The organism is Methylomonas sp. MED-D (assembly GCF_050276835.1).
GTDB classification, from domain to species: domain Bacteria; phylum Pseudomonadota; class Gammaproteobacteria; order Methylococcales; family Methylomonadaceae; genus Methylomonas; species Methylomonas koyamae_A.
Genome location: NZ_CP189965.1, coordinates 1,456,367 through 1,471,333 on the forward strand (window position 1 = coordinate 1,456,367; position 14,967 = coordinate 1,471,333).

General features: G+C 54.1%; 26 protein-coding genes and 1 tRNA gene. 8 read left to right on the top strand and 19 right to left on the bottom strand.

All coding sequences use genetic code 11. The annotated features are described in order from the left end of the window. The first annotated feature begins 27 nt into the window (after positions 1–27). The 3 genes from ACQE3E_RS06405 to ACQE3E_RS06415 are packed head-to-tail and all read left to right on the top strand — an operon-like array spanning position 28 to position 2,530. A complete protein-coding gene (locus ACQE3E_RS06405; RefSeq protein WP_064028986.1) occupies positions 28–465 on the top strand; it encodes a protein YgfX in 438 nt (145 codons plus the stop codon). An 8-nt stretch (positions 466–473) separates the two neighbouring features. Then, a complete protein-coding gene (locus ACQE3E_RS06410) occupies positions 474–1,328 on the top strand; it encodes an HDOD domain-containing protein (RefSeq protein WP_313729453.1) in 855 nt (284 codons plus the stop codon). Continuing rightward, complete coding sequence (locus ACQE3E_RS06415) at positions 1,328–2,530, top strand: sensor domain-containing diguanylate cyclase (protein WP_313728633.1); 1,203 nt, start codon at positions 1,328–1,330, stop codon at positions 2,528–2,530. Before ACQE3E_RS06410 ends, ACQE3E_RS06415 begins: the two co-directional genes overlap by 1 nt. Before the next feature lie 60 nt (positions 2,531–2,590). Here ACQE3E_RS06415 and ACQE3E_RS06420 read toward each other — a convergent pair whose 3' ends face one another. Then, a complete protein-coding gene (locus ACQE3E_RS06420; RefSeq protein WP_281022643.1) occupies positions 2,591–3,454 on the bottom strand; it encodes a hypothetical protein in 864 nt (287 codons plus the stop codon). A gap of 149 nt (positions 3,455–3,603) precedes the next feature. On the opposite strand from ACQE3E_RS06420, the gene ACQE3E_RS06425 reads away from it, so the two are divergent. The 3 genes from ACQE3E_RS06425 to ACQE3E_RS06435 all read left to right on the top strand — a co-directional run bounded on the left by ACQE3E_RS06425 (position 3,604) and on the right by ACQE3E_RS06435 (position 5,626). Then, the gene (locus ACQE3E_RS06425; RefSeq protein WP_064028996.1) at positions 3,604–4,215 is read left to right on the top strand and encodes a tetratricopeptide repeat protein; all 612 of its coding nucleotides are present in this window, start codon (positions 3,604–3,606) and stop codon (positions 4,213–4,215) included. 192 nt (positions 4,216–4,407) lie between these two features. Next, the gene (gene ychF, locus ACQE3E_RS06430) at positions 4,408–5,499 is read left to right on the top strand and encodes a redox-regulated ATPase YchF (protein ID WP_071155038.1); all 1,092 of its coding nucleotides are present in this window, start codon (positions 4,408–4,410) and stop codon (positions 5,497–5,499) included. A gap of 50 nt (positions 5,500–5,549) precedes the next feature. After that, positions 5,550–5,626, top strand: a tRNA-Met gene (locus ACQE3E_RS06435). A gap of 14 nt (positions 5,627–5,640) precedes the next feature. Here ACQE3E_RS06435 and ACQE3E_RS06440 read toward each other — a convergent pair. From ACQE3E_RS06440 to ACQE3E_RS06510, 15 genes are all read right to left on the bottom strand, one after another. After that, entirely contained in the window at positions 5,641–6,396 is a 756-nt protein-coding gene (locus ACQE3E_RS06440; protein WP_427501639.1) for a tyrosine-type recombinase/integrase, read from the bottom strand. An 83-nt stretch (positions 6,397–6,479) separates the two neighbouring features. Beyond that, the gene (locus tag ACQE3E_RS06445; RefSeq protein ID WP_427501336.1) at positions 6,480–6,881 is read right to left on the bottom strand and encodes a helix-turn-helix domain-containing protein; all 402 of its coding nucleotides are present in this window, start codon (positions 6,879–6,881) and stop codon (positions 6,480–6,482) included. Next, positions 6,878–7,612, bottom strand: coding sequence for a DNA cytosine methyltransferase (locus tag ACQE3E_RS06450; protein WP_427501337.1), 735 nt, complete (start codon positions 7,610–7,612; stop codon positions 6,878–6,880). Before ACQE3E_RS06450 ends, ACQE3E_RS06445 begins: the two co-directional genes overlap by 4 nt. Beyond that, entirely contained in the window at positions 7,609–7,836 is a 228-nt protein-coding gene (locus tag ACQE3E_RS06455; RefSeq protein ID WP_427501338.1) for a hypothetical protein, read from the bottom strand. The genes ACQE3E_RS06450 and ACQE3E_RS06455 overlap by 4 nt, the downstream gene beginning before the upstream one ends. A 3-nt stretch (positions 7,837–7,839) precedes the next feature. Then, positions 7,840–8,109, bottom strand: a complete 270-nt coding sequence (locus ACQE3E_RS06460; protein WP_427501339.1) for a hypothetical protein — start codon at positions 8,107–8,109, stop codon at positions 7,840–7,842. Then, positions 8,106–8,699, bottom strand: coding sequence for a hypothetical protein (locus tag ACQE3E_RS06465; RefSeq protein ID WP_427501340.1), 594 nt, complete (start codon positions 8,697–8,699; stop codon positions 8,106–8,108). The genes ACQE3E_RS06460 and ACQE3E_RS06465 overlap by 4 nt, the downstream gene beginning before the upstream one ends. Next, a complete protein-coding gene (locus ACQE3E_RS06470) occupies positions 8,696–8,890 on the bottom strand; it encodes a hypothetical protein (RefSeq protein ID WP_427501341.1) in 195 nt (64 codons plus the stop codon). Before ACQE3E_RS06470 ends, ACQE3E_RS06465 begins: the two co-directional genes overlap by 4 nt. A gap of 5 nt (positions 8,891–8,895) precedes the next feature. Then, a complete protein-coding gene (locus tag ACQE3E_RS06475) occupies positions 8,896–9,705 on the bottom strand; it encodes a phosphoadenosine phosphosulfate reductase family protein (RefSeq protein ID WP_427501342.1) in 810 nt (269 codons plus the stop codon). Continuing rightward, positions 9,702–10,298, bottom strand: a complete 597-nt coding sequence (locus ACQE3E_RS06480; RefSeq protein ID WP_427501343.1) for a hypothetical protein — start codon at positions 10,296–10,298, stop codon at positions 9,702–9,704. The genes ACQE3E_RS06475 and ACQE3E_RS06480 overlap by 4 nt, the downstream gene beginning before the upstream one ends. Beyond that, positions 10,295–10,831, bottom strand: coding sequence for a glycoside hydrolase family 108 protein (locus ACQE3E_RS06485; protein ID WP_427501344.1), 537 nt, complete (start codon positions 10,829–10,831; stop codon positions 10,295–10,297). Before ACQE3E_RS06485 ends, ACQE3E_RS06480 begins: the two co-directional genes overlap by 4 nt. After that, positions 10,828–11,187, bottom strand: coding sequence for a hypothetical protein (locus ACQE3E_RS06490; RefSeq protein WP_427501345.1), 360 nt, complete (start codon positions 11,185–11,187; stop codon positions 10,828–10,830). The genes ACQE3E_RS06485 and ACQE3E_RS06490 overlap by 4 nt, the downstream gene beginning before the upstream one ends. A gap of 91 nt (positions 11,188–11,278) precedes the next feature. Then, positions 11,279–11,557 (bottom strand): hypothetical protein, encoded by a 279-nt coding sequence (locus ACQE3E_RS06495; RefSeq protein WP_427501346.1) that lies wholly within the window; start codon positions 11,555–11,557, stop codon positions 11,279–11,281. Between the two features lie 8 nt (positions 11,558–11,565). Next, positions 11,566–11,829, bottom strand: a complete 264-nt coding sequence (locus ACQE3E_RS06500) for a hypothetical protein (protein WP_427501347.1) — start codon at positions 11,827–11,829, stop codon at positions 11,566–11,568. A gap of 4 nt (positions 11,830–11,833) precedes the next feature. Further along, complete coding sequence (locus ACQE3E_RS06505) at positions 11,834–12,073, bottom strand: hypothetical protein (protein ID WP_427501348.1); 240 nt, start codon at positions 12,071–12,073, stop codon at positions 11,834–11,836. Positions 12,074–12,258: 185 nt separating this feature from the next. Continuing rightward, the gene (locus ACQE3E_RS06510; protein WP_427501349.1) at positions 12,259–12,681 is read right to left on the bottom strand and encodes a tellurite resistance TerB family protein; all 423 of its coding nucleotides are present in this window, start codon (positions 12,679–12,681) and stop codon (positions 12,259–12,261) included. A gap of 185 nt (positions 12,682–12,866) precedes the next feature. On the opposite strand from ACQE3E_RS06510, the gene ACQE3E_RS06515 reads away from it, so the two are divergent. Then, positions 12,867–13,292, top strand: a complete 426-nt coding sequence (locus ACQE3E_RS06515; RefSeq protein WP_427501350.1) for a hypothetical protein — start codon at positions 12,867–12,869, stop codon at positions 13,290–13,292. 119 nt (positions 13,293–13,411) lie between these two features. On the opposite strand, the gene ACQE3E_RS06520 is transcribed toward ACQE3E_RS06515, so the two are convergent. From ACQE3E_RS06520 to ACQE3E_RS06530, 3 genes are read right to left on the bottom strand one after another with little or no spacing between them, the layout of a single operon-like run. Further along, positions 13,412–13,804 carry a hypothetical protein gene (locus ACQE3E_RS06520; RefSeq protein WP_427501351.1) on the bottom strand — a complete coding sequence of 131 codons (393 nt, stop codon included), beginning with the start codon at positions 13,802–13,804 and terminating at the stop codon, positions 13,412–13,414. Between the two features lie 2 nt (positions 13,805–13,806). Then, positions 13,807–14,274 carry a zinc ribbon domain-containing protein gene (locus ACQE3E_RS06525; RefSeq protein ID WP_427501352.1) on the bottom strand — a complete coding sequence of 156 codons (468 nt, stop codon included), beginning with the start codon at positions 14,272–14,274 and terminating at the stop codon, positions 13,807–13,809. A 3-nt stretch (positions 14,275–14,277) separates the two neighbouring features. Further along, positions 14,278–14,637: a helix-turn-helix domain-containing protein gene (locus ACQE3E_RS06530; protein WP_427501353.1), complete on the bottom strand. Its 360-nt coding sequence runs from the start codon at positions 14,635–14,637 to the stop codon at positions 14,278–14,280. 72 nt (positions 14,638–14,709) lie between these two features. Between ACQE3E_RS06530 and ACQE3E_RS06535 the strand changes: the two genes are divergently transcribed. After that, complete coding sequence (locus ACQE3E_RS06535) at positions 14,710–14,943, top strand: hypothetical protein (protein ID WP_427501354.1); 234 nt, start codon at positions 14,710–14,712, stop codon at positions 14,941–14,943. The last annotated feature ends 24 nt before the right edge of the window (positions 14,944–14,967 follow it).

Sequence of the window (14,967 nt, forward strand, 5' to 3'; positions counted from 1 at the left end):
CCGTAGCCTGATCGCGAGATCGTTTTAATGAAGCGAAATTTCGAACCTCCGTTGCAGTTTGCCGTCCGCGAGTCGCGATCGGCGCTCAAGTTGTTGTGTGGCCTGCACGCCGCGGCACTGTACGCTTGCTTTGAGAACGGCATGCCGTTGGTCTATCGGTTGGCGGCGGCCGGCTTATTGATTTTGACGGCGGTTAACAGCGGGGTGTTTCGAAAAACACGGCCATTTTTTCTGCGCTATACTCCGGGCGGCGGCTGGGAAATATCGGCGGACCTTGAAGCATTTCAGCCGATACGAATCGAATCAACTACGGTGACAACTCGGATGCTGACTATTTTGCATTATCGGACGGATGGCGGAAGTGTCGAGAGGTTGCCGATTTTTCGGGATGCACTGCCCGAGAACGACTATCGCAGATTGGTCGTCAGTCTAAAAATTTCCGGCTTTTCGCGAGATAGACGCTAGTGAATGCGATGGAAACCTTGCAGTTGCAAGTCGGGGCGCTAAAAAATTTGCCGGTATTGCCCCAAGCCAGTTTGCAAATTTTGCAGGCGATTAACACGCCGGATATTTCCATTGACCGCCTGGTCGCGGCGCTTTCGACGTCGCCGAGTTTAGTGGCCCGCCTGTTGGGATTGGCTAATTCCGCGTATTTTTCGCGAGGCAAGACGACTACCGACATTCGGAGCGCGGTGTTTCAGGTTTTGGGGCTGGATTTAGTCAAGGGCTTGGCGTTAGGGGTCATTTTTAACGTCCAGTTCGATACCGGTAAATGTCAAACTTTCGAAAGCGACTATTTTTGGATGCGTTCCCTGGTCACGGCGGTCGCCGCGCAAAAGCTGGCCTCGGAAATAGGCGCGCTGCAACATTTGGCGCCGTCTACCGTATATACCAGCGGCTTGTTATTGGACATCGGTATATTGGCCTTGGGATTTCTGGCGCCGGATCAACTTAACCAGATCTTTATCACCGCCGAGCGTGGTCCGGAACGAGTGACCGATTTGGTCAGCGGTCAGTTTGGTCTCAGTCATTTTCAAATTGGCGCGGCCTTATTAAAAAAATGGCATTTGCCGGAGTTGTATCAGTCGGTTTTGTCTCAGTATCAACGCCACGATGATGTCGGGCAGGAGCAGTCGTTGTTGGATTTGTTACGTCTTTGTCGACGGTTCAGCGCGGAGTTCGCCTCTGGCGTCGAATTCGAGCCGGCCGCTTATTTGCAGAATTGTCAGGCGTTGCGGTTGCCGATCGAGACGTTGAACGCGATAGCCGAGCAGTTGCTGGAAAGCCGGGTGGCAATGCAGCAATTGGCCTACGTGATGGGGAACTGATGGCCGACAATAGTTATGGTTCCGGGACGAACGGCGGTGCTTACGGATTCGGCATGCACGATCTGGTGGTGGACTTGTTCAACGCGCTTTCGACCGTTAAAGAACTGTCGGAAGTCAGCTATCAGGCCGACGATGAAAAACAATTGATTCGCCGGGCCTTGGCCAGTTTGATCCAAAATCAGGACATGGAACGTTGTTCTTTTTTTGCGGTGGACGGCGATGGCTGGTTAACCAATGTGGTCGGCCTGAGTTTTGTCGAACTGAACTTGCCGGAGGTGCCGGCCGGCGACACGACCCGATTCAAGGTCGGGGACGGCGTGATCGGTTTGGCCGCTTCGACCGGGCAATTGCAGTATTGTCAGAACTGCCTTGAGGACGAACGCTTCAGCTCGGAAAGCGACAGCGCCGCGATGCCGGGTTCGTTGATCAGTGTGCCGGTGTTTACTTGCGACGAGCAATTGATCGGGGTCTTGAACGTTTCGCATCCGCTGCCGTATTTCTTCACCGATTGGCATATGCGCTTACTGGAAATCTACAAGAACATGTTGGGCCAATTGATAACGACTCGGCGATTGCTGCGACAAATGGATCAGCAGATTGCGCTAAGAACCTCGCAATTGGAGTCATTGGTTGCCGAGACCAAGCAACTCAAAGACCATTTCGCCAGTATGTCGATGCTCGACCAACTGACGGGATTGCACAATCGCCGCTACTTTTACGACCAAGTGGAAATCGCAATCTCGCATCACAAGCGCTACCGGAACAGCTTCTGCCTGCTGGTAATGGATATCGATTTCTTCAAGCGCATCAACGATCTCTACGGGCACTTGTTTGGGGATGAAGTTCTGGTAGGGGTGTCCGAAGCACTCAAAAAACTGGTCAGGGCCAGCGATATCCTGGTTCGGTTTGGCGGAGAAGAGTTCGTGCTGGTATTCACCAATACTTGCTGCGAGGGCGGCTACGCGTTGGCGGAACGTATCCGGCAGGAAATCAAGACCTTGCGCTGGCATGTCGGGCTGGAATCGGTCAGCGTCACGTTGAGCGTGGGTTTGCATTGCGTCGATAGCGGTTACCACGATACCCACGAAGCCATCGATATCGACGACATCATTCATTGCGCCGACTTGGCGCTTTATCAAGCCAAAACCAGCGGCCGGGACCGTATCGTGGTGTACTCCAACGGTTTGACCAAAGACGGTTGAATTCGCCGCGGCAATAAAAAAGGCGCCGGTTAAGCGCCTTTAACGAGTGCCGGCCTGGCGCTATTTTACTTTCAACGAACCGCCGGTACCCAAACCGTCTTGTACGTCTTGCGCTTTATAGTTGCGTACGGCGATGACCATATTGTTGTAAGCGTCGAAGAATGCCGCCGCGATGGCTTGGCCTTCCGGCGTGCGCGAGAAGGAACTGACACCGCCGCCGACCCCGCCTCCGAGCAGATAACCCCAGCCGCCGATACCGGCGGCCGCGGAAAAATTGGTATTGTTGGCGGTCGCGCTGCCAGAGGAAATCGCGACTTGTACCGTCGAACGGATATCCGTCAAGGTCAATGCCACATCCGAGGTTCTGGTCTCCACCGAGTTCGACAAGGCGCCAGCGGCCGCGCCCAGCGCGCCCAGGCCGGCCGCGCTCAGACCAATGCCGACCAGACCGGCGCCGATGTTGTTGCTATTGCCGCTCGTGGCTTCGTTGGCGACAATGACTTGCGGATCGAGCAGATAATCGGCGGCGACGCGTTGACCTTTGTGTTGCTTGGAGCCTGAGCGGTATTCGCCGGAGTCGCGCTGTTCGCCGGTAATTTCATTGATCAGCGCCCGGGTGGCGCGGTTGCCGATAGAGGTCAAAACAAAGCAATTCGATTGTTGCACCGCCAGCCGAATCAACGGTTCGACCGTAGTTACGTTGCTGGAGCCGCTGAAGCGGCCGTCGGCGACGGCCAAGGTTCCCAGCGGGGTAGTGCAACGCTCCAAGGATTTATTCGCATTCACACTGGTTGCTCCCCCCGCGGAACCGGTTACCATTTGGCTGCTGCCGCCCGTTTGCAATCCCGCTTGTTGCGTGGCGCAGCCGCTTAGGGTCGCCATGACAGCCGATAGCCAGATTTTGTTAGTGGGCCGTTTGCTCATAAAAACTCCTCAGTTGTGTGGGTCAATTCTCTTTGAAAATACACGGGGGTGAACGTGAAAACCAGTTGTCTAACGCGCCGATTAGCAAATAAGATAGGCCGGCATGATAGCTCAAGTTAGAAACTAACGCGATAACGAGACCGACAAATATGAAAGCATCGTTCTGGATAGCAATTCTATGGGAAATCGCGACTTTGCCGGGGTGTACGCAGACGCCGCCGCCGGTTGCAAACGTCAACACCGTTACCATTTGCGACGAAAGCGGTTGCGCCGACCGGCCCAGGAATTACGCAAGCTTCGACCCGGCCAAACGCAGTCCGGAGGAGGAAGCCGCCAATCAGCGGATGGTTGATCTGGAAGCTCTCGCGGAAAAAGACCCTTCCGCCGCCTACGATTTAGCATTACGGTTATTTCGCGGCGATGGCATCAAGCAAAACACGCATAAATCCGTGGAATGGATGCGCAGCGCCGGCGAGCGCGGGCATTTCGAAGCCCAGAAAGCGCTGGGACGTTTGTACTTGACCGGCTTGGGCGAAATGGGGTCGGACCCCGGCGAGGCCGAAAAATGGCTGAGCATGACCGCGAGCAAGGGCGACAAAGAGGCGCGTACGCTGCTAAAGGAAGCTACCCAAGCTCGGCAAACCTTGCAAAGCAACTACCGCTATTGGGATCGCTGGCGTTCGACCTTCTATAACTATTGGTCTAGCGGATATAACTACCACTGGCGCTGGGACACCGGGCGTTGGTATTACAACTACTAAGCGTTAGGCGGCTATTGCCGTCATTGTTTTCGTGGCGACCGCTTAAATCCAGTGGCTTTCATCCGGAGATTTGGCATCGAGATACCGCGTTTGTCCTGATGTTTGCTGGCCCATTCCTTGCTATAATTCCGGGCTTTTCGTACTCCGGCCCCGCCGGGTTTCATCGACTCTCATCACTGCTGAATTATTGCCATGGCACTTCATTGCGGAATCGTTGGCTTGCCCAACGTCGGTAAATCGACTTTATTCAATGCGTTGACCAAAGCCACGATCGCCGCCGAAAACTATCCCTTTTGCACCATCGATCCCAACGTCGGCGTGGTCCCGGTCCCCGATCCGCGCATGGATAAACTGGCGGAAATCGTCAAACCCGAGCGCATACTGCCGACGACGATAGAATTCGTCGATATTGCCGGACTGGTGGCCGGTGCGTCCAAGGGCGAAGGCTTGGGTAACCAATTTCTGGGAAATATCCGCGAAACCGATGCCATTGTTCATGTCGTCAGATGTTTTGAAGACGACAACGTTATTCACGTGGCGGGCAAGGTCGATCCGATCGGCGATATTGAGGTGATCAATACCGAATTGGCATTGGCCGATATGGCATCGGTCGAAAAGGCATTGCAGAAAGCGGCGAAAATCGCTAAGTCCGGAAACAAGGACGAATTGGCCCGAAAAGAAGTGTTGGAGCGGGTGTTGGAACAATTGAATCGGGGGGAGCCGGTCCGCACGCTCGGCTTGAGTGACGATGAAGTCAAGTTGATCAAGGAGTTATGCTTGATCACCATCAAGCCGACTCTATACATCGCCAATGTACAGGACGACGGTTTCGACGATAACCCGATGCTGGATCAAGTCAGGGCATTCGCGGAAAAGGAAGGCTCCTCGGTTGTCGCGGTCTGCGCAGCAATCGAAGCCGAGATCGCTCAGCTCGAAGACGAAGAGAAAAAGGAGTTTTTGCAGGATCTGGGTTTGGATGAACCAGGGCTGGATCGCGTCGTTCGCGCCGCCTATCAGTTGTTGAATTTGTCCACTTATTTCACAGCCGGCGTCAAGGAAGTCCGCGCTTGGACCATTCCCGTGAACGCGACCGCGCCGCAAGCCGCGGGCGTTATCCACTCCGATTTCGAAAAAGGCTTCATCCGGGCCGAAGTGATCTCTTATCAAGATTTTGTCAGCTACAATGGCGAACAGGGCGCTAAGGATGCTGGAAAATGGCGTTTGGAAGGTAAAGAGTACAAGGTGCAAGACGGCGATGTCATGCATTTCCGTTTCAACGTTTGACACAAAAACCAGCTTGTCATACACTATGCGGCTCTTGAGTTGATGTCAGTGGCGACATAGCTCAACCGGTTAGAGCGCGGGATTCATAACCCCGAGGTTCCAGGTTCGATTCCCGGTGTCGCCACCATTCATATCAAGAGTTTAGCGTTGTTTTAGCTTTGTCACTGTTTTAGGCTGCAACGGTTTTGCAACGAGTCCGGAAACGTTAGCGGCAAAGTCGGCTAGGTGATCTGGTGCGAGGTGGGCATACCTCTGCACCATATCATAGCTGGCCCATCCCCCCAATTCCTGCAGCACATTCAGCGGCGTGCCGTTTTGCACGTGCCAGCTGGCCCAGGTATGGCGTAAGCCATGCCAAGTAAAGCCGTCTATCCCTGCGCGTTTCAGCGCTTCCCGCCAAAACTTCGTCCCCGCTTTTTCGATCGGGTTGCCGCGATACGTAAAGACTCGCGTTTGATGCTTGCCGATCTGTTCCCGTAGCACGTCGATCGCGTCCGCGTTGAGCGGTACCCGGATGGTTTTGCCGGCCTTGGCTTGGTCGGCGTGTATCCAGGCGATCTTCCGTTGCATGTCGATCTGCGACCATTCCAAATGCGTCACGTTGCTTTCGCGCAGGCCGGTGGCCAGCGTGAAGATCGCCATGGCCCTCTGGTGCGGTGGCAGTTCCGCCAGCAGCCGCTCGGCTTCTTCGTGCGTGAGCCAGCGCAGCCGACCGGTGCGCTCTTTGAAGCGGCGGATGTGCGGCACGCTGGCTATCCATTTCCACTCATCCCGTGCTTTACGCAACACCGCCCGCACCAGCTCCGTGGTGCGATTGACGCGCACCGGGCTGGCGACCTTAAGCTTAGCTTGAATGATTTCGTCGATTTTGACCTCGTCGATTTCGTCCAGGTGCACGTCGTCCAAGTGCGTCCGCAGCCATTTAAAATGATAGCGGTCAGTGTCGATCGACTTTTTTTCGCTTTCCGACAGCCATTTAGCTACCGCGTCTTGCCAGATGTAGCGCGGCTTTTGGCCAAGTACGGTGACGTCGTAGGCTTGAGCGCGGGCGCGGTCGGCGATTTCTTGCGCTTGTCTTTTTTCGGCGGTTCCAGTAGATCGGTATATTGTTTTTCCGTTAAGCGAAAACTTGTAATACCAGTTATTTGAGCCGGTTCTTTTAAAGATCGGGACCATGCGGCCTCCTGTTTTGGTTCTTCGCTTGCATCCTGCCGGGGCGAAGTGTACAGCCCGCGCAGGTAGGCGATCAAATCGTCTTCGATAAACACCCAGCATTTGCCGGGTTTGGCAGCCGGGATTTCGCCGGCGCGGGCTTTGGCCAGTACGGTGCTGGGGTGGAGCTTGAGCAAGTCGGTGGCGGCGTGGAGGTCTAGGGTTTTCATGAAGTCAAAACCCTGAATGCTGTTGCCGCCACTGCCGGTACTTGTCCGTTGCCAAGGGCTCTAGTGCGGTCCACCCGATGGGCCAGTCCATCGCTTGTTCTAAGAATCCAGGATTCGGGTACACGGTAGCGTTGGCCTGTGTGTATTTCGCTAAGAATTCGCGCAATGTCAGACCGTTGCCTTTTTTGTGCCGCCTTTGCACTTGATGTGGCGTCGATCCTTTGTAGTCTGTCGCTGTCGGCGTTGGCAACAAGCCATAAACGTTTCCGGTTGTTATCCAGGCCGGCGTCGATCGCTCCAATAATTCCCCATTGCGCAACATACCCCAGCAAGGAAAGATCACCTGTGACTCGGATAAGTCCGTTGGAAACAAGGAGTGGTGAATTTTCCACGAACACGAATCTCGGTCGAACTTCACTGATAATGCGTGCCATGTGTCGCCACAATCCTGACTTTGCGCCATCGATGCCGGCCCCTTTTCCGGCGGCGCTAATATCTTGGCAAGGAAATCCTCCCGATACCACGTCAACAAGTCCGCGCCACGGCTTTCCGTCAAAAGTGCACACGTCAGACCATATCGGGAAAGGTTCCAGGATTCCGTCGTTTTGTCTCTGTGCCAGAATTTGTGCGGCGTAGGCATCACGTTCAACGGCGCAGACAGTCCGCCAGCCGAGCAATTGTCCGCCGAGTATGCCGCCACCAGCGCCTGAGAAAAGAGCCAGCTCATTCATTGATCCCCCATCAATTCTTTAGTCATGCCCTCAATTTCCTCGGCTGTGGCAGTTTGCAGCAGGTCGTAAATCCGCCGCATCAAGCCGACTTTGCGCTGTTTGGCGCGGCGGAAGGTTTCTTGCCAGTGGCCGCCGCCGGCGTGGCCGATCGAGGCTTCCAGCATGGTGCTGGCAAGTTCCTGGATTTGCGCTGGGCTTAGGCGGTGGAGTTGGGTGCTGAGCATGCGTTATCCCCGGTAAAAATTCGGATTGCCCGCTCGCTCCGCTTGATCCAGCGCCGCTTTGCATTGATTAGCAAAATCGGTATCGCTGTAGATGTCAGCCAGGGCGCGGGCGGTGGCTTGGTTGATCGTTAAAGTGCGGCGTTTGCCGCTGGTTTTGTCACCGACAAAGTGGCGTCCGTCGGCACGGTCCCAGACTTGGTATGAAGTCAGGCCGCGACTGACGCGGCGGCGGGTTGTATTGGCCCAGACGCCGTGGAGGTGGATGGTGGTCATGCTGCGCTCGCTGGGATGCCAAGATCAGAAAGAGTTTGTTTGACGCTATCGACTTGAATCATCGGCAGTTTGGCCGGGGTTTTGGCTTCTGGCAGATAAATTGCCAGAGCGGGGAAGTCTGTTTCGAATTTTTTGCGGGAGTTGTAGCTATGGGCCAGTTTGGATAATTCGCTGTTTGCGGTAAATAAATCGCTCCAGGTTTTGATATACAGCGCATGCAAGTCGTCGTGCTCTATTCGACAATCTTTTGTCTGAAAATCGCAAATTAAGCCAGGTGCCCTGATAGGTTTTGCGCCTTCACCCCTGTAGCCAGGTATGCTCCACAGCACTTTCAAAAAGTCTGGCCTAGTCATAATGGTATAAACCAGCTGATTTTTATCGTTGGGTTGTGTGCTGGCGATGTTGATGTATTGGTTGCTAAATTTTTGCAAGAACGGCAACGCTGCTTCGTCTTGTAACAGCTCGATAAATTTCGGCGGAATCTTGTTGGCGACCAATGCGGCGGCTTCTCTTTGAATTTGTTCGAAAAGCGGATCAAAGGTAGCTTTGGTGGCGGCCAAAATCAAATGGTTGCGTTCGGCGTTGTTCATGAGTTCTCCTGTTTTAATGCTTGGTATAGTTTGCAACGCTTGCCCAGCGGCTTGGCTTTGCCGCAATAGTCGCGGCCGAATGCGTGTTCGATGTGGGCGCAGCCGGCGCAGGTGCGTTGTTCGGCGCGGTCGATGATGTCGGCCGGGTCGCCATAGCAGTAGCGCGGCAGGGCGTTGGACGGTTGGGTCATTTTTTTTAGATGTTGCAAAAAGAGCAACTGTTGTAAGTGTCGTTTCTGAGAGCAGTTTTTCCAATTTTCTGCTCAAGAAAATGCACGGTTCGCCACTGGTTTCTGCCGAATTCATCGTGTCCAAACGCCCAGCGCATTTGGTCGTCGCTGACAGCTAAGCAGGGAAAGCAGCCTACGCGTTTAGCGCCATGTGAGTAGAGCGGGTTTTCTTCTCCGCCCAGATAATCAAATACATCGTCTGCAGACCAATCGATGATCGGCAGCCGAAACATAACTCCGTTCGCGGCTAGGCGTTTGGGGTATTCGCTCATAAACTCGTGAGGGCACAAAATCTCATCTCCGATTAACCCGGAGTAGCGCTTCGCTCTGGCCGTCGATTCATCTTTGCGAACCCCTATCCACACCTCAAATGGTCCTGCTTCTCTCGATAGAGACTCATAGAACCGCTTGGATGGCCTGATTTTTAAATTCTTGGTGCAAAATCTATGGCGGATACCGGGGAATTCCCTATGTCTAATGACTTGTTCAGGAACGCTAGACCCTTCGTTAATTCGATAAATTTTTATACCGTACAAGTTTTGCATTCGATCAATGTGAGAATACGTTAGCGGGTGTTCGAATTTAGTGTCGCAAAACGCGCCGATAACACGTTTTCCTGTCGTTTTTGCCAGTTTTATGCAGGCCTGGCTATCCTTGCCGCCGCTACACGGAACGACAATTAAATCGGCTGTAATCGTTGGGTTGCTTTCGATTCCAAACCGGTTAAGTCCGAAGATGTCGGACTGTTTACGTTGTCCGTGGCTACGCTGATTCATTTAATCGCCCCCGTCAGTACGTCGACCAGCCAGTACATATCGAGCTTATGCGCGACCAGGCTTTGCCGGTAATGAACGATAAACTCCTTGCATTGCCGCGCGGTAATTCGGTGCTCGCCGCTCTGTTTGTCTCGGATCGCTTTAATTTTTCCAGTCTGGATCAGCTGCCGGATACGGGATGCGCTCAGTCCCAGCAGAGGTGCTAGCGTCTCTGGATTGTAAATTCCGGCGTCAGTGCGTTCTTGGCGCTGGCTGATCTGCAGCTGGCGCAGCTGGCGCTGGATCGCGGCGACCGAAGTGGTGCGGTGTCCGGCGGCGATCAAAGCGCAGCGAATGGTTTGCAGCGGTTTATGCGCGTTGTCGATCAGCAGCGCGTTTTCGGCATCGGTCCAGTTGGGGTTTTCTTTGTAGCCCGGTACGCAAATTCCGAGCGCCACCGCTCGGTTGTGCACGGTATCCAGCGACAGGCTCAGCACTTTGGCAGCATGGCTGACGCCGCGATTGGTGCCGTAGTTTTCGGGAGCGTAGGCAACGCGAATCACGGCGTCGTGATGCGGCTCGAAAATCACAGAGTTCCGGGGCCCGCGTTTCATGCTTCCCGCTCCGGTAGAAATTCCTCGGCGCGGCGTATCCAGCCGCGCAGGAATTCGCGTTGGGTTTCGTCGTGTTTAACGATGGATTCGTAGAATGTGACGCGGCGCTGAACCAGGGTGCGAAGTAAATCGTTGCCCAGATCGTCCCAGCATTGCTGGGCGGCGCCGATGGTTTGCTGGCCGATGCGGCCGTCGGCGCGGCCGATGGGTTTGCCGTGGCACAGTAATACTTCTTGTAGCAATATCACGGCGCGGTTGGGGCCGTGGTTAACGGCCATGTCCGTCAGCACCGGTTGCAGCGCTTCGGGTAAATCGCAAATCCGCGGCACTTGGTAGTAATGCCGATAGTAAATTTCGTAAGCCGTGCGCCGGTCGATTTGTTGCACGTCCGTCGCGGTGCAGGCCCGGCCCAGGTAGGATTCCAGAGTTTTCAGCGTGATGCCGTAGTTAGTCGGGCCACCCCGGTCGGCGGGGTGGTTAACATAGCCGCCTTCGCGGTTAAGAATGGCGGTGATGATTTGGTTGATGGTCATGCGGCATTCCTATTGTTTTGTTTGCGGCCGGTAATCGCGATTTGCAGGCGGTATCCGCGAAATAGCAGGCCGGGGAGTTCGTGGGCGTATTCGCGCAAGGTTTCGATGCAGTCGTTGATCATGTTGCTGTGCATCCAGCATAGGCAGGGCACGTTATCTCTGGTGTAGTTCCGTAGCGCTAGGCAGTGTTGACAGGTCCTAAATTGTTCCGGTCTGTCCCACACGCCAAACACGTATTCGTAACGTTCTCCAGGTTGGATAGTCCGGCAGCATTCGTCGCAGCGATGGGCTTTGCGGGCGATGCGGCGAGACGCTGAATAAATTTTCGGGCGTTCGCCGTCGCAATAGCAGCTCATTTCCAAGCTCTCATCGAGGTTAAGCTTTCCCGTTCCAAGCGGTCTTGCCGGCGTTGCCAGCGGCGGCGCTGGTGGTGGTATATCCAATCGATTAGCCGGCGCATGGGTAGTCCTCCAATTCGTCGTTGTTGGTCTCGTCGGTCGGGGCGATGCCCAGGCCGGCGTAGTAGCTGCGGCCTTTTGGCGTGATCAGCCAGCGCAGCGAGCCGTTAACGCCAACGCGCTCGGCGTGACCGGCTTTTTTGAGGTTATCGCCGACTACGTGGCAGTTATTGATAGCAATGCCGGTAATTTTTTCCAGCTCGGCATTGGTTAAGCCTACCCGGCTGGCTGCTAGGGCGGCGGCGACGCGTTCTCGGTAAGTGGCCATCGGTGCTCCTAGTTCAACGCTTGTGGGCGAAACAGCGCCAGCTGGTTGATGTCGGCCAGCAAGTTGGTCACGGCGGCGCTGCGGCGGTTTTTGTCGCGCAGGTCGTGGGCCAGATGGCGTGCGGCTTCCAGTGCGGCGGCGTGGTCCAGGCCGTCGCAGATTTTCTCGACCAGCAAGCCGGTGATTTGCCGGACTTGGTCTGGATTGGCGATGGCGTTGGCCTGCGCGATTTGGTAGGCGCTGGCGGTAATGCGTCTAAGTTGGTCGTTCATGGCGTTATTCCGGTTTGGAAATCGGCAGGTCTTCGCTAATCGACGGCTTGCCGGATATTTGATCCTGCATGGCTTTGATGGCTTCATCCCAATGCGCCGCTTCTTGCCATCCATGGCTTTGGATATATATGTGGCATTTCTGAGAACACGACCCGTTTCCATGATCAAACAGCTCATACTTAATGCCGTGATTCTTTCCGGCGGCTAAGTCCATCAACACTTGCTTTGCTTCTTTCATGTTCATGTGTTTCTCCCGTTGTTTTTTGGCAAGCCGCCCGGCGTTATGCGTGGCTAAAAAGCTTGGCTGAGGTAGTCCTCAATCCGAGCGGCTTGCAAAAAAGCCCGGCCGGAGCCGGGCGGCGGCTTATTTACGGAACCAAATCCACGCTAGAAAAAAAGCGATGGCAATAATGTCTATAACGATGCACATCACGCGGCCAGTCCGTATTCGTCCAAGCTAATGCCTAGGCTGCGAGCGACTTTGGTTAGCACGGCTTTTTCTCCCGGTTCGATTTCGCCGTCGCTTTTGGCAATGGCCAGCATGTTTAGGAAAACCTCTTCGCAGTGGTCCGGGTTGTCGCTGATGTCGGCCAGTTCTTTCATCATTTTTTGCTGACCGACACCGAAATCGGCTTCCAGCACGTTCTGATAACGGGATATGACTTTACGAATGTCGCCCGGCTTGAATGCCGACAAGTTTTCGTTGCTGGTTAAAAGTTTGTCGAGCTTGTCGAGTTCGGATTTCTCGACGGTCCCGTCGGCGGCGGCGACCAGCATGGAGCCGGCAACAATGGCTTCCATCAGGTTTTGGTGGTGAACGGCTTTGGCGGTTTTAAATAATTTTCCAAACATAAAATGCTCCCGGTGTGAAAAAAGCCCGGCCGGAGCCGGGCAGGTGTCGGAGGTCAGTCAACAAGGCTGGCTGCTTTGTTGCGTAGTAAAATACTGCTAGTTTTTTAGTTGGTCAAGTAAAATTTCACTAACGATAGTAAAATTTTTATTGCCGCGCGGTTGCGGTGCGATAGCAGGGGCGGGAAATGAGCGATAGCGCACAGATAAGCGAACGCCGCCATCAGGGCTTGGCGGCCATTTTGGATAGCTTGGGCGGGGCTGATTTAGAGGCGGCGCTGGTCGCGCGCGGCGTTTCGGCTCGTCAGGTGCCGGCGGTGGCGTGCTTTATCAATGCCGTGCTGTTTGCGGTGCGGGAGCCCGAGCAGTACGAGTGGATTTTTAGGCTGTTAGATGAGGGAATTGCTTGCTTGCAATTGGCCGACGCCGGAGCGCAGGCAGGCCAGGTTGATTTGAATCGACCGGCGCGCGTGGTTGATGAGTGCGTGATCGGACTGATTGGCGGAACGACGATGGAGGCGCTGGAAGTCTTGACGAATGGGGCGGAGAAACGCCAGCGCACGTGGTTGGTTCGACAAGCTATGCTCGAGGGGTACCAAGGCAAGGTCGAGTAAGGTTTTGCACTCGCTCAGATTGGGCGATGGAAAGGGGTTTTCCGCCAGTTTATCCAGCTCCGCCAAATGCTGGGCGTAGCCGTTAAATGGAAAGGGGCATAAGTCCATCGGCTGGCTGGCTACGGCGTCATCGGCACAATGATCAAGCCGGAGTAGTCAAAAAAAGCATTGCCGATCCCGTCTACCCAGCAGCTGATGATACAGGCGTCCAGGATCAGGTCTTGAATCAAGAAGCGGGTTTTAAATTCCGGGTCGTCGCTACCGGTGCCGTGTTGCGTGGACGATTGGCAATTGGCGACGGCCGGGTTGCCGTCGCGGTGCAGCACAAAGGCTTCTCCGGGTTTAATGTTGCGCCAGTGGCCTTCCTCGTTGCTGACGTCGCAGCGGGTGTCCTGACCTTGATCGTTGCGGGTGACGATTTTGGAGGTTTGGGTAAAGCCGTGATCCATAGCGGCGCAGCCGGCGAGTAAGCTAATTAATAAAAACAAAAATAATAGGGTCTGTTTTTTCATGGTCAATCCATATTCAAGTTATAACCGTCGAAATACCCTAGCCGTTTTCCGCTAAACCCGTCATAAATGGTGACCAGTTCGGAGGCGTATAGCACTTTCACTAAATTCAGTGCGGTGCGCTTGTCGTCGATGGTGATGACTTGAAAAGATCGACCGATAAAGGCGTGCGGGGTGTCTGAGCTTGCGTCGATTTTGGTAAAAATTCCGGCTTTTATATATTCGTTTATTAGATTTTTTAGGTTTTCTTTTTGCGCTTGGCTAAGTGGATTTTGCTGGTGGGTGACTGAGGAGGTAGCGGATTTTGAAGGCTTGCTTGAACCGCTTGATAAATACGCCGTGAAGGCGACTAAAGCGGCTAGGATCAATAGTAGCGTGCCAAGGCAGCCGGTGTTTCGCTTAACTCCGCAATGTGGGCATTTTTCCGCTTTTGAGCTGATTTCTTTTCCGCATTCTTTGCATTTGATTAGCATAGATCATCCTTTTTTTTGCTCAACGATATAGTCTTGAGCGCGAATTTCAGAAACCGATAGGGTTGCATCGCGGCCCTTTTTGTCGTTGTGAATGAAATTATCAACGAGTTTCTCTATTGAGTGGTTAAACAAAAGTTCATCCGGGCAGTTTGGCATCATGATATGCCAAATCGTGATCTTAAAACACCGCTCGCAAATGTCCTGAACAATCGCTATTCCTGGCCCAAATTTTCCGCGCGCGCGCAGGATGTCTGAAACATTTTTTTGCGAAACGCCAGCCTTCGCCGCAACATCCGTTTGTGAGTAACCGTAATGATCCATCAAGCGGCGAAGGTTGGTCGCGAGGATTTCTTGTGCATTCATTCAAGCATGATATATCTGAGGATTAGTAAAATGCTGCTTGACTAGCTAGTGTAATTTCACTAGCCTACGCGCATGAACATCATCGAACGCGTAGAGCGGTTACAAGCCTTGGTTGCCGAGCGCGGCGACTACAAAACCGTCGCGGCAGAAAGCGGCGTGACCTTCCATTGGCTGCAAAAGTTTGCGATCGGCAAGATTCCTAATCCCGGCGTGGTCAACGTCGCCAAGCTGGAGGCTTACTTCAGCCTGGATTGCGAAGATGCTGTCTACCGCCTCGGCTACATGCAGCAACGAGGCGCGGCATGATCAGCCTTGGATTATTGACGTTTC

Coding starts and splice junctions, on each gene's coding strand:
- ACQE3E_RS06405 (WP_064028986.1), top strand. CDS start 28: ATGAAGCGAAATTTCGAACCTCCGTTGCAGTTTGCCGTCCGCGAGTCG.
- ACQE3E_RS06410 (WP_313729453.1), top strand. CDS start 474: ATGGAAACCTTGCAGTTGCAAGTCGGGGCGCTAAAAAATTTGCCGGTA.
- ACQE3E_RS06415 (WP_313728633.1), top strand. CDS start 1,328: ATGGCCGACAATAGTTATGGTTCCGGGACGAACGGCGGTGCTTACGGA.
- ACQE3E_RS06420 (WP_281022643.1), bottom strand. CDS start 3,454: ATGAGCAAACGGCCCACTAACAAAATCTGGCTATCGGCTGTCATGGCG.
- ACQE3E_RS06425 (WP_064028996.1), top strand. CDS start 3,604: ATGAAAGCATCGTTCTGGATAGCAATTCTATGGGAAATCGCGACTTTG.
- ychF (WP_071155038.1), top strand. CDS start 4,408: ATGGCACTTCATTGCGGAATCGTTGGCTTGCCCAACGTCGGTAAATCG.
- ACQE3E_RS06445 (WP_427501336.1), bottom strand. CDS start 6,881: ATGAAAACCCTAGACCTCCACGCCGCCACCGACTTGCTCAAGCTCCAC.
- ACQE3E_RS06450 (WP_427501337.1), bottom strand. CDS start 7,612: ATGAATGAGCTGGCTCTTTTCTCAGGCGCTGGTGGCGGCATACTCGGC.
- ACQE3E_RS06455 (WP_427501338.1), bottom strand. CDS start 7,836: ATGCTCAGCACCCAACTCCACCGCCTAAGCCCAGCGCAAATCCAGGAA.
- ACQE3E_RS06460 (WP_427501339.1), bottom strand. CDS start 8,109: ATGACCACCATCCACCTCCACGGCGTCTGGGCCAATACAACCCGCCGC.
- ACQE3E_RS06465 (WP_427501340.1), bottom strand. CDS start 8,699: ATGAACAACGCCGAACGCAACCATTTGATTTTGGCCGCCACCAAAGCT.
- ACQE3E_RS06470 (WP_427501341.1), bottom strand. CDS start 8,890: ATGACCCAACCGTCCAACGCCCTGCCGCGCTACTGCTATGGCGACCCG.
- ACQE3E_RS06475 (WP_427501342.1), bottom strand. CDS start 9,705: ATGAATCAGCGTAGCCACGGACAACGTAAACAGTCCGACATCTTCGGA.
- ACQE3E_RS06480 (WP_427501343.1), bottom strand. CDS start 10,298: ATGAAACGCGGGCCCCGGAACTCTGTGATTTTCGAGCCGCATCACGAC.
- ACQE3E_RS06485 (WP_427501344.1), bottom strand. CDS start 10,831: ATGACCATCAACCAAATCATCACCGCCATTCTTAACCGCGAAGGCGGC.
- ACQE3E_RS06490 (WP_427501345.1), bottom strand. CDS start 11,187: ATGAGCTGCTATTGCGACGGCGAACGCCCGAAAATTTATTCAGCGTCT.
- ACQE3E_RS06495 (WP_427501346.1), bottom strand. CDS start 11,557: ATGGCCACTTACCGAGAACGCGTCGCCGCCGCCCTAGCAGCCAGCCGG.
- ACQE3E_RS06500 (WP_427501347.1), bottom strand. CDS start 11,829: ATGAACGACCAACTTAGACGCATTACCGCCAGCGCCTACCAAATCGCG.
- ACQE3E_RS06505 (WP_427501348.1), bottom strand. CDS start 12,073: ATGAACATGAAAGAAGCAAAGCAAGTGTTGATGGACTTAGCCGCCGGA.
- ACQE3E_RS06510 (WP_427501349.1), bottom strand. CDS start 12,681: ATGTTTGGAAAATTATTTAAAACCGCCAAAGCCGTTCACCACCAAAAC.
- ACQE3E_RS06515 (WP_427501350.1), top strand. CDS start 12,867: ATGAGCGATAGCGCACAGATAAGCGAACGCCGCCATCAGGGCTTGGCG.
- ACQE3E_RS06520 (WP_427501351.1), bottom strand. CDS start 13,804: ATGAAAAAACAGACCCTATTATTTTTGTTTTTATTAATTAGCTTACTC.
- ACQE3E_RS06525 (WP_427501352.1), bottom strand. CDS start 14,274: ATGCTAATCAAATGCAAAGAATGCGGAAAAGAAATCAGCTCAAAAGCG.
- ACQE3E_RS06530 (WP_427501353.1), bottom strand. CDS start 14,637: ATGAATGCACAAGAAATCCTCGCGACCAACCTTCGCCGCTTGATGGAT.
- ACQE3E_RS06535 (WP_427501354.1), top strand. CDS start 14,710: ATGAACATCATCGAACGCGTAGAGCGGTTACAAGCCTTGGTTGCCGAG.